This window comes from Streptomyces sp. SCL15-4 (assembly GCF_033366695.1).
Lineage (GTDB): Bacteria > Actinomycetota > Actinomycetes > Streptomycetales > Streptomycetaceae > Streptomyces.
Map to the genome: position 1 here is coordinate 2,598,477 of NZ_JAOBTQ010000001.1, position 9,043 is coordinate 2,607,519.

Annotated in this window: 11 protein-coding genes; all 11 read right to left on the reverse strand. The window is 70.1% G+C overall.

The genetic code is table 11. From position 1 onward, the window contains the following. Window positions 1-39: 39 nt before the first annotated feature. The gene (locus tag SCK26_RS10895; RefSeq protein ID WP_318201096.1) at window positions 40-309 is read right to left on the reverse strand and encodes a helix-turn-helix domain-containing protein; all 270 of its coding nucleotides are present in this window, start codon (window positions 307-309) and stop codon (window positions 40-42) included. Next, window positions 306-611, reverse strand: coding sequence for a hypothetical protein (locus SCK26_RS10900; RefSeq protein WP_318201097.1), 306 nt, complete (start codon window positions 609-611; stop codon window positions 306-308). Before SCK26_RS10900 ends, SCK26_RS10895 begins: the two co-directional genes overlap by 4 nt. Beyond that, a complete protein-coding gene (locus SCK26_RS10905; protein ID WP_318201098.1) occupies window positions 608-925 on the reverse strand; it encodes a hypothetical protein in 318 nt (105 codons plus the stop codon). Before SCK26_RS10905 ends, SCK26_RS10900 begins: the two co-directional genes overlap by 4 nt. After that, window positions 922-1,674, reverse strand: coding sequence for a hypothetical protein (locus tag SCK26_RS10910; protein WP_318201099.1), 753 nt, complete (start codon window positions 1,672-1,674; stop codon window positions 922-924). Before SCK26_RS10910 ends, SCK26_RS10905 begins: the two co-directional genes overlap by 4 nt. After that, window positions 1,671-2,825 (reverse strand): HNH endonuclease signature motif containing protein, encoded by a 1,155-nt coding sequence (locus SCK26_RS10915; RefSeq protein WP_318201100.1) that lies wholly within the window; start codon window positions 2,823-2,825, stop codon window positions 1,671-1,673. The genes SCK26_RS10910 and SCK26_RS10915 overlap by 4 nt, the downstream gene beginning before the upstream one ends. 80 nt (window positions 2,826-2,905) lie before the next feature. Further along, window positions 2,906-4,585, reverse strand: a complete 1,680-nt coding sequence (locus SCK26_RS10920; protein ID WP_318201101.1) for a DNA cytosine methyltransferase — start codon at window positions 4,583-4,585, stop codon at window positions 2,906-2,908. Then, entirely contained in the window at window positions 4,582-5,379 is a 798-nt protein-coding gene (locus SCK26_RS10925) for a hypothetical protein (protein ID WP_318201102.1), read from the reverse strand. Before SCK26_RS10925 ends, SCK26_RS10920 begins: the two co-directional genes overlap by 4 nt. Before the next feature lie 41 nt (window positions 5,380-5,420). Then, on the reverse strand, window positions 5,421-5,795 hold the full coding sequence (locus tag SCK26_RS10930) for a hypothetical protein (protein WP_318201103.1): 375 nt from the start codon (window positions 5,793-5,795) through the stop codon (window positions 5,421-5,423). Between the two features lie 97 nt (window positions 5,796-5,892). Further along, window positions 5,893-6,708, reverse strand: coding sequence for a recombinase RecT (locus tag SCK26_RS10935; protein ID WP_318201104.1), 816 nt, complete (start codon window positions 6,706-6,708; stop codon window positions 5,893-5,895). Continuing rightward, window positions 6,705-7,646, reverse strand: a complete 942-nt coding sequence (locus tag SCK26_RS10940; RefSeq protein WP_318201105.1) for a lambda-exonuclease family protein — start codon at window positions 7,644-7,646, stop codon at window positions 6,705-6,707. The genes SCK26_RS10935 and SCK26_RS10940 overlap by 4 nt, the downstream gene beginning before the upstream one ends. A 123-nt stretch (window positions 7,647-7,769) precedes the next feature. Continuing rightward, window positions 7,770-8,948, reverse strand: a complete 1,179-nt coding sequence (locus SCK26_RS10945) for a hypothetical protein (protein ID WP_318201106.1) — start codon at window positions 8,946-8,948, stop codon at window positions 7,770-7,772. Window positions 8,949-9,043: the final 95 nt, after the last annotated feature.

A 9,043-nucleotide genomic window follows, 5' to 3' on the forward strand; every position in this document is an offset into this window, starting at 1 on the left:
GGCGTGCTCCTTGGTGGTTGGGGTTGCGGTGTGCGGGGGTTAGGCGGCGGTGCGGAGTGCGGCGAGGAGCCGCTCCCGGTTGGCCTGCTGTTGGGCGGGGCTGATCGGCATCCGCTCGGGCCGGTAGGCCTTGACGCGGCCGGTGGGTAGGGCTTCGGCGTAGAGCCGGCCGAGCTTGTCGGCGGGCGGCAGCCGGAGTGCGTGTCGGGCGCGGGCGACGGTGCTCGGGTCGCAGTGGAGGCGGCGGGCGATGGACGCGTTGGTGTGGCCCTCGCGGATGAGGTGGGCGATGTCGGCGCGGACCTTCATGCGGCGGTGGCCTCGGCTTCCTGGTAGCGGCGGTCGTGGACGGTGTGGCGTGCGCGGCCTTCCTCGTGGCACGGGGTGGTCGGCTCGACCTGGCACTGCGGGCAGCAGGCCACGGTTTGCGCCCAGTTCGACCGGCGCTGCGGGTGCGGGTCGGTGAGGATGCGGCGCTTCGAGGGGGTGGTGCAGGGGCGGTGCGGGAGGGCGCCGCAGTGGGGGCAGTCGACGGCGCGGGCCGGGTCCTTTTTGGCGCGGAGGATGTGGCGGATCGAGTCGGGCATCGGGGCGGCGGGCGGTCGGTTCATCGGGTCTCCTCGGGCGGGCAGTCGCCGCAGTCGCAGGGCTGGTCGGGTCGGTTGATCTCGTTGCTGTGGTGGCGGGTGGCTCGGCGCCAGACGTCGGCGGGGATGTCCCATTCGGGTGGGGGCCCGGGCGGGTGGGTGCCGACCGGCCAGGCGCCGGGCCGGTGGCCGGGGGGCTTGGGCGCGGCCGGCTTGGGCTTGTTGTCGCGCCGCTGTTTGCCGTTGGTGATCTGCTGGCGCATGTAGCGGCGCCAGCCGTCGGGGTCCTGGCTGCGCATCTCGGCGACGTCTTCGGGGTCGAGTTCGGGCCCGTTCACGCGGCACCTTCTTCGTCGACGATCTCGGCGTCGGGGATGTCTTCTGCCTTGGCCTTCAGGCGTGCCAGGTGCTGGGCGGACATCTCCCTGATCCGCCGTTCCTGCGCGGCGCGGTCTTCGGGGGTCTGCTCTGCCTGTCCGTTGGCGGCCCGCAGGCGGGCGCTGTGGGGCTTCTGGCGGGGCTTGCCGAGTGGCTGCTTGTCGGTGCCGCCCGGCGTCTTGCAGGGCTTGCCTATGGCCGCTCCGCAGGCGGGGCAGTCGACGCCGAGCGGCCCGGACCGACGGACGCTGTCGACGACATCGGCCTCGGGCTCGTCGACGGCGCGGTTGCCCTGCCAGCCGCGGGCCTCCAGCTCGGCCATGAACTCGCGGCTCGGGCCGCCCTCAAGCGCCAGCCGGCCGGTGGGGGCAGCGATGCGGCCGGAGGCGATGGCTTGGACTTGGCCGCGGTAGCGGGCGAGGTACTCGGCAGTGGTCTCGTTGGGGAGGGGCTCGTACTGGAAGTTCTCCAGCCGGGCCGACCGGATCTTCGAGCGGAGGGTGCGGACGTGGTGCGGGAGGATCCAGAGTTTCGCGTCGGGGTCCTTCGGCGGGGTCGTGTAGTAGGCGGCGACGGCGGACTTCGTGTCGGCGTCGAGGGGGATGTCGTGGAGTGCGGAGGCCCATGCGACGGCGGCGGCGACGGAGGGTTGGCGGTTGTCGAAGCCGGAGCAGTGGGCGAGGAGTTCGGCGGCTTCTTCGGCGTTCATGCTGAGTCTCCTTCCTGACGGAGTTGGGCGGCGATGGCCATCCAGCCGGCGACCTTGGCGTCGGTGCCGGTGAGAGGCTGACCGGGCAGGGCGATGACGTTGCTGGGGGGCTTGCGAAGTTCGGAGAACGCGAACTGGAGGGTTCCGGCGCTGACGGGCTTCGAGAGGGAGCCGAGGCGCTCAAGGGCGTTCCAGAGCTCGCCGGGTGCGGTGCCGTTGGCGAGAGCGTCAGCGATGACCTTGCGTACCTGTCGCTGGCTGTAGGCGTTGCCGGACCGGTAGCGGTCGAGGAAGGCGGCGGTCATCCGGTCTTCGATGGCCCTCTCGCCCGTCTGCACGACGGTGGGAGAGCTGGTCTCCGACGGGGGTTGGGGGGTTCCCTTCCCTTCCCTGTTCCCTTCCTTTCCCTTCCTTTCCATCAGTGAATGATTCAGTGAAGAAATTTCACTGTGTGTATCTGTCTCAGGCTCGAAGTTCACGTTTGCGTGAGATTCATTCACTGAATCGTTCACTGAACCGCTCCCTGAACGGTTCAGTGCGTCGTTCAGTGAATCCTCAAGTCCGGCGAGGCTGCGGGGCGGAACGAACTCCTCTCCGTCTGGGGTGGCGCGCCGGCTCTGGTTGCACGCCTGGTGCGCAGCCCGGACATTCGACGGGTGGTCGGTGCCACCCGCGGAGACCGGCCGCCTGTGGTCGATGGACAGGTTGTGCGCATCATTGGCCATCGGCAGCCGAGGGATCTCGTTGCCACACAGCTGGCAGATCCATCCGTCCCGGCGGGCGTACATCTCACGGACTTTGTAGTTGCCGAGGGAGGGCGGCGGCAGCTTGCTCTTCTGCGGCCGGTTGATCCGCTGGTGCTTGCGGAAGTTCACGACCACGGCCATCTGCTGCCGCGCCACTCCCCCGATGTAGGGGAAGACAAGGCCCGTGTCGGTGAGGCACTGCATGAGCTTTCCGACGCCAGCGATCGTCAGGTCGTCGTCATACATGAAGGCCTGGGCCTTGATGTAGGCCGGCGTCCACCGCAGCAGCCCCTCGTCGTCCGCCATGTTGAACGTGGCGATGAAGAGCAGCCGGGCGTCGCGCGGCATGACGCCGAGGAGTTCGTCCTCCCAGAACTCCGGTTTCACTGTGCGGATGCGAGGCATACGACGTTCTCATTCCTGGCTGTTGCGGATGGGTGGGGTGTGTGCCGGCTAGGGCCGGTCGCGCGGCCGGCGGCCCGCGGTCACGCGGCGAGCGCCTTCTCGGGCCTGGCATACCGGTCGATTTCCTCGCCGCTGATCGCCTCCACCAGGGCGGCGACGATGACCTCGGCGCAGTTCGGGGTGACGGCGTTGCCGTACTGGCGGACCCGCTCGCGCTTGCTGCCGAGGACGATGTACTGGTCGGCGAAGGACATCGCCCGGCCGATCTCGTGGGGTTCGAGCATCCGGAACCGGACGTCGTCGAGGTCGACCTCGCCCTGGACGAGGGCGTAGCGGTCGCGGGTGGAGAGAGTGCCGACCGGTTCCCGGACGGTGCGGGCGGTGCCGTTGCCGTAGTACGGCACCAGCAGGGACTCCCACGTGACGAGGGACTGATGGCCGGCGGCCGTGAGAGTGCGCGCCGGTTCACCGACCGGCGTGCACATCTGAGCCGGGTTGCCGCGCGCCGTGTTGTTCCGCATCACGAATGCGGGCAGATTCGGGGTGACGAGCCCGTGGTGGTTCCCGGACGCGGTGACCGTGGCGAGTGACTCGGTGGCCGACCGGGCGATACTGCCGCCACCGCGGAGTTCGGCGATGAACGGCAGCCATGCCAGGCCGGTCTCGTTGCGGGCGGTCTGGGTGCGCAGTGGCAGGTTCGCCGAGTTCGGTTCCTTGCCATCGCGGCCCTCGACGGGGATGAGGAGCGGCGGGATGGCGAGGCCGTCGTTCTCCCGTGTCGTCCTGGCCGGCAGCGCCTCGTCGACCGGGACCGCTTCCGTGCGCCAGGTACCGCCCGCGGGGACCATGACGGGCCGGGCGAACTTGTCGAGGCCGGCGCGGATCCGGGCGAGGGTCTTCTCGGCGAGCGGCTTGGTGCGGTCACCGATCCGCTGCCCGGGCAGGCTCCAGTCGATGGCCACGGCCGCGGGCAGGGTCTCCGGCTCGACGACCTGGTTGCGGCACTTCGCGTTCGGGCAGCGGTAGACGTACTGCTGGCGGTAACGGCCCATGTCGCGGCCCGGGTCCTTGAACCGCTGCACGGCCTGCACCCAGGTCTCGCAGCCCGAGCACCAGGCGCGCGGGCGGAGCCACTTGTCCCAGTCCGGCGTCCGGCCCAGGCTCTCGTGCCAGTAGGCGACGTACAGCCGGTCGCGGGACTGCGGGGCCTTGTGCACGGTGCGCGGGTCTGCGTGCATGCTGTTCAGGGCGATGACCCGGGTCTTGTAGCCGAGCTTGCGGATCTCGCCGATCCAGCGGTCCCACTGGTCCCAGGCGCGGACGTCGACGACGTTCTCGATGACGCCCGCCTTGACCAGGCCGCCGCGCTCCTGCACGCCGCGCAGGTACATGGGCACCTCTTCCATCAGCGCCCGTGACCGCTCGACCTCCTCGGACGGGCCGAAGCCGTCGAACAGGTCGCCCTGCATGGAGAGGTCGAAGTCACGCTTCTTCCCGCGGGCGTTCGACCACTGCGGGCACTCGGGGCTGGCCCAGAAGATGTCGGTGACGGGCCACTTTTCGACCGGGGCCTCGCGGATGTCGCCGCGGTAGTGGTCGACCTCGGGGAAGTTCGCGGCGTGGGACTCGATCGCCCGCTCCCAGTGGTTCGCGGCGCGGGCCATGCGGACGCCGGGCAGGGAGTGCATGCCCTGGGAGGATCCGCCGGCCCCGCAGAACCAGTCCATGACGGTCAGCTCGTTGTCGTGGCGGTACATCATGCGGCGATCTCCATCTCTTCGGCGCGGCGGCGGGCGCGGACGATGCTTCGCGGGTGGCAGCCGATCTCGGCGGCGATCTCCTCGGCGCTGCGGCCCTGCGCGGTGCGGGCGGTGACCAGCTCTAGGTCGATGACGGCCTTGTGGCGTCGCTCGCGGTCGACGCTCCCGACGGTCTCCGGCTCGCACGCGGGGTCGTCGATGGCGTCCCAGGCGAGCGGGCCGTGCCAGCCCTTCTTGCGCGCGTCCGTTGCCGCCCTTCGGCTGGGGCCAGGCGCCTGCACCAGCTCCCGGTAAAGCCGGGCGATCTGGCGGGCCTCGCCGGCCCGGACGACATCGACCACGCCGCGGGCGATGCAGCTGATGCGGTCGTCGGTCATGCCGACCCGCCGCCCCTGGTAGGTGAGGCTGTAGCCCATCCAGGCGAGGGCGCGGACCCGGCGGGTCGTTCCGGTGGCGTCGGACACCTTGGCCGGCTCGGCGGGCGCGGGCCCGATGGGGATGGACAGGATGGCGAGGACGTTGCGCTTGCTCGTCGTCTCCTGCCCGTTGACAATGACGGTGACCGTGGACTTGGCGATCCCCGCGGCGGCGGCGATCTGCCGGTGCTTCCAGCCGTGGGCCTTGAGCCGGTGGATGTGGACGCGAGCCTGGGTGGCGTCGGTCCTGCGGCTGTAGCCGTGCGCCTGTTCGTAGGCGAGCTGCTTGGCGTAGCGCCGGCCGGCCGTGAGGCAGCCGGACTCCTTGCAGCCGTGCTTGTAGCAGGAGACGGACGGTTCGTGAGTGGCGGCGGGCACGGCTTCTCCTTCCGGCTGCTGGCGGGTGGGGGTGTGGGGCATCACGCGGCCTGCCCCTGCTGCTTGGCGCGGGCGGCTCGGCGGGCGGCTATGGCCCGCCCCTTGTCGGTGAGGGCCCAGACAGCGATGCGGTGCGCGTGCGTGTTGGCCTGGGTGGACGGCACCATGCGGCCGGTGTGGGCGATGATTCCGCCGGTGCGGAGGGCGTTGATCGCGGCGCCGAGGTATCCGTGCCCCAGCTCGGGCAGCACGTCCCGGAGGTCGTTGCAGGAGAAGTCGTCGTAACGCTGGCCGAAGTGGAGGACGGCCTGCTCGACGAGAAACCGGTCCCACTCGGAGTGTTTGGCGATGTCGGCGAGGAGGGCGTCCTTCTCGATGGACGCAAGGCGCTCGGCGACAGACAGGCGACGGGTCATGGTGGTTTCCTTGGTGGGGTGTGGGGCCACCCGCAGTTGCGGTGCGGGTGGCTGTACACAGGGGTTATGGGGGAATCCGGCCCGGATGTTTGAGTCGCTAGTCGACGAGTTCACCCTCGACGGGCTCGTCGTAGTCGTCGTCGACCGTCCCGGGCGCGGGCGCGGGGACGCTGGCCGGCAGGGGTTCGGGCCGCTGCTCGCTGTCGACGACGGCCTGGGCCCGGAGCTGCTCGCGCATGTACTCGGCGGAGGTCGGGACCCACTTGGCGAGGCGGTGGGCTGCGGTCTTCAGCCACATGGCTTCCTCGTCGGTGTTCCACGGCGACCAGTCCTTGTCGGCGCTGTCCGACTTGGCGCGCGCCTTCGCGATGTGGCCGCGGTTGAGGACGACGACCTTTGAGGTGGCCCCGTCCTTCATGATCGCGTAGGCGTAGACGAGTCGGAGTTCGCCGCGATCGGCGGCGTCCCAGTCGATGTCGTGGACGGGACGCTCGTCGCGGCCGGGCCGGAACTGGAAGACGTCCTTGCTGTAGACGACTTCGACGATTACGGAGGACACGGCGCCAGCGCGGTACATCAGCTCGATCTCTCCCTGGTAGCCGCGGACACCGGTGACCTCGGTGCACTTCTTCTTGTTGTTCCAGCGCGGGACTAGGTAGTACTGCTCGGTGCCGGGCTCCAGGCCGAGGCGGCCGGCGTCCATGAGGACGGCGATGAACTGGCCGATGTCGTTCTGTGCGGCCTTCATCAGCTTCTCGTCGCGGCGCAGCAGGCCCTGCGTATTGCGGATCCAGGCGCCGACGCGCTGTTGAAGGTGGCTGGGCATGACGAGGGCGAGGGATTCGCGGTACTGCTCGACGACGGCGGCCGGCCCCTGGTCGCGCTTCTCGATGGCGTTGCTGATCTGGCTCATGCTGCGTCCTCGCGGATCGGGTACGGGTTGAGGGAGTGGGTGTGGCCGTCGCGGACGGTGCGGTAGGCGATGCGGCGGCCTTCGCAGACCGCGCGGCGGGCGTTGCCGATGAGGTCGAGGACTTCGCCGCGGATCTGGGTGAGGTCGGCGGAGGCGCGGGCGACGTCGGCGTAGGCGGCGTCCCAGCGGGCGACGAGCTCAGCGGGGATCTCGACGTCGCGGTCTTCGAGGCCGTCGGCCTGGACGCGGATGGTCTGGTAGGTGGCGGTGTCACCGTCGATGTCGGGCCGGATGCCGAGGCGGACGTCGTCGAGGAACCGCCAGGCTGCCTCGCGCAGGATCCGGGCCTCGTCCAGGTCGTACTCGACGGTGTACTCGCGGTAGTCGTGGCCCGAGATGAGAACGGCGAAGTGGGTGCGGTGCAGGCCAAGGGTGTCCATCTGCCACATGACCTGGCAGCGGTAGTGGATCGGCACCCCGTCGTCGGCGCCGGACGGACCCCACTCGTCGCCGAACGGGGACGTCTTCACCTCCAGCAGGGCAGTGGCCGTGTCGGGGATCTCGAACTCGTTGGCGGGCTGCGGGTAGATGAGCCGGTCGGGCGTGGCCCGCTGCCAGTGCCGCGTCCGGTGCCGCCACGTGCCGGCTGGGGCGGCGAGCAGGCCGGGGTGGTCGTCCTCCCACTTCTGCGCGACGGCATCTTCGAGCCGGTTGCCCCATTCGACGGCCGGGTTCATTTCGAACGGCGGGGTGGGCAGGCCGGCCTTCTTGTGCCACAGGCTGAACCGGGACTGCCAGGGGCTGAGGCCGACGACTGCGGCGATCTCGGTGGCGGTGATCGTGAGGCCGGTGCGGGCCTCCTCCCAGGCGGCGGTGCCCGGGGTGAGGTGGCCGATCAGGATCCCGTCGGGTGCGGGATACGGGTGGACGGTGTCCATCTGAGGCTCCTGGGGTGTGCTGGGGGTGGCGGCTGGCCCCGTACTGGGGGTGTGGGGCCAGCCGCCTCGGAGGCCGCGGAGCGCGAGGGGAGCGCTCGACACGGCGGGCTGGGGGGGCTGGGGTCAGGCGGTGGTCTCGGCGGGCTGCGGCTTGACGGCCTTCCACTCGTCGGACTCGGCGTCGTAGGTGACGAACGGGTTGTCCTCGACGCGGAAGTCGATCCCGGCGCTCTTTGCGTCGTTCAGGGCGAGCGCCAGCCGGACCGCCCACTTGCGGGGCTCCTCCGCCATCTGCTTTGCGAGACGCTCCTCGTGCTCCTCGTCCCACTTCTTCGGGTTGAACCCGGACTCCTTGGCCATGCCCCACGCCCACTCGCCCAGTTCACCGGAGTCCAGCTCCTCGGCAGTGTCGTTGACGACCTGCTGAGCGACCCGCGGGTCGACCTGGTGCAGGGCGTTGAGGAACCGGTAGGCCATCCAGTCCGAGACACCGGATCGGATGTGCGCGAACCAGGCATCGCGGTCACCGTCGAAGTCGCAGTTGAAGGCGTTCGACGTGGAGTCCAGGACGCCGCGGAGCAGGGTGGCGGCGGTCTCGCGGATGTCCCGGGGGGCTTCGAAGCGGGACGATTCCGGCTGCGGCAGGCTCTCCATGTCGACGTCCGCCGCGCCCGCGGCGAGGGTCCACAGCCACAGGTCGTGTGCCGACTCGAACGTCTGCTCCTTGGCCAGGCCGATGCCGCCACCGTTGGTGGGCATCTGGGCGCCGATGAAGTTTTCGCCGAAGAACAGGACGGCCTTGCGGTCGGCGGTGACGCGGACACGGAGGCTCTGCTGAATGGCAACCCACCGCGGCAGATAGCCGGTGTTGAGGGCCGGGAACGGCTCGCCTTCGACGGTCTGTGCGGCGATGGTGCGAAGCAGGCCCCGCCAGTCGGGGAACTCCAGCGCGGTGTTGGTGACCACGGTGAGGTCGGCGAGCGGTCCGTCGAAGACGAGCCGGTCCTTGGCGGTGCTGACGGTGATGTAGGTGGCGCCCTTCAGCGAGTCGACCCACTGGCGGAGTGAGGGGACGAAGTCGCCGGGGATGGTGCGCGCCCACGGCTCCTGGTTCTGGTCGCCGTCGGCGAGGCGGTAGCGGGCCGCAGCGAGGGTGAACCGGTCGGAGGCGACGGCGTACAGGTACTGGCTGTCGACGTCGAGCCGGATGCCGTGCAGCGCCTCGATGCCCTCGTGGCCCATGTGGTCGGCTGTCTGGTCGAGGAGCAGCTTCAGCTGGTGGGCGTTGATGGTGACGGACAAGGTGATCCCTCCGTGGGATGCTGGTGGTGGGTTCCCGGGCGATGCGAGCGCTCGGGGCTTCTGCTTGGGCGCCGGCCCGGCAGGGGCGGTCACCG

Excerpts from the sequence above, each read along its gene's own strand:
- SCK26_RS10935 (WP_318201104.1), bottom strand. The coding sequence starts at position 6,708 with ATGAGCCAGATCAGCAACGCCATCGAGAAGCGCGACCAGGGGCCGGCC.
- SCK26_RS10895 (WP_318201096.1), bottom strand. The coding sequence starts at position 309 with ATGAAGGTCCGCGCCGACATCGCCCACCTCATCCGCGAGGGCCACACC.
- SCK26_RS10910 (WP_318201099.1), bottom strand. The coding sequence starts at position 1,674 with ATGAACGCCGAAGAAGCCGCCGAACTCCTCGCCCACTGCTCCGGCTTC.
- SCK26_RS10915 (WP_318201100.1), bottom strand. The coding sequence starts at position 2,825 with ATGCCTCGCATCCGCACAGTGAAACCGGAGTTCTGGGAGGACGAACTC.
- SCK26_RS10940 (WP_318201105.1), bottom strand. The coding sequence starts at position 7,646 with ATGGACACCGTCCACCCGTATCCCGCACCCGACGGGATCCTGATCGGC.
- SCK26_RS10900 (WP_318201097.1), bottom strand. The coding sequence starts at position 611 with ATGAACCGACCGCCCGCCGCCCCGATGCCCGACTCGATCCGCCACATC.
- SCK26_RS10920 (WP_318201101.1), bottom strand. The coding sequence starts at position 4,585 with ATGATGTACCGCCACGACAACGAGCTGACCGTCATGGACTGGTTCTGC.
- SCK26_RS10930 (WP_318201103.1), bottom strand. The coding sequence starts at position 5,795 with ATGACCCGTCGCCTGTCTGTCGCCGAGCGCCTTGCGTCCATCGAGAAG.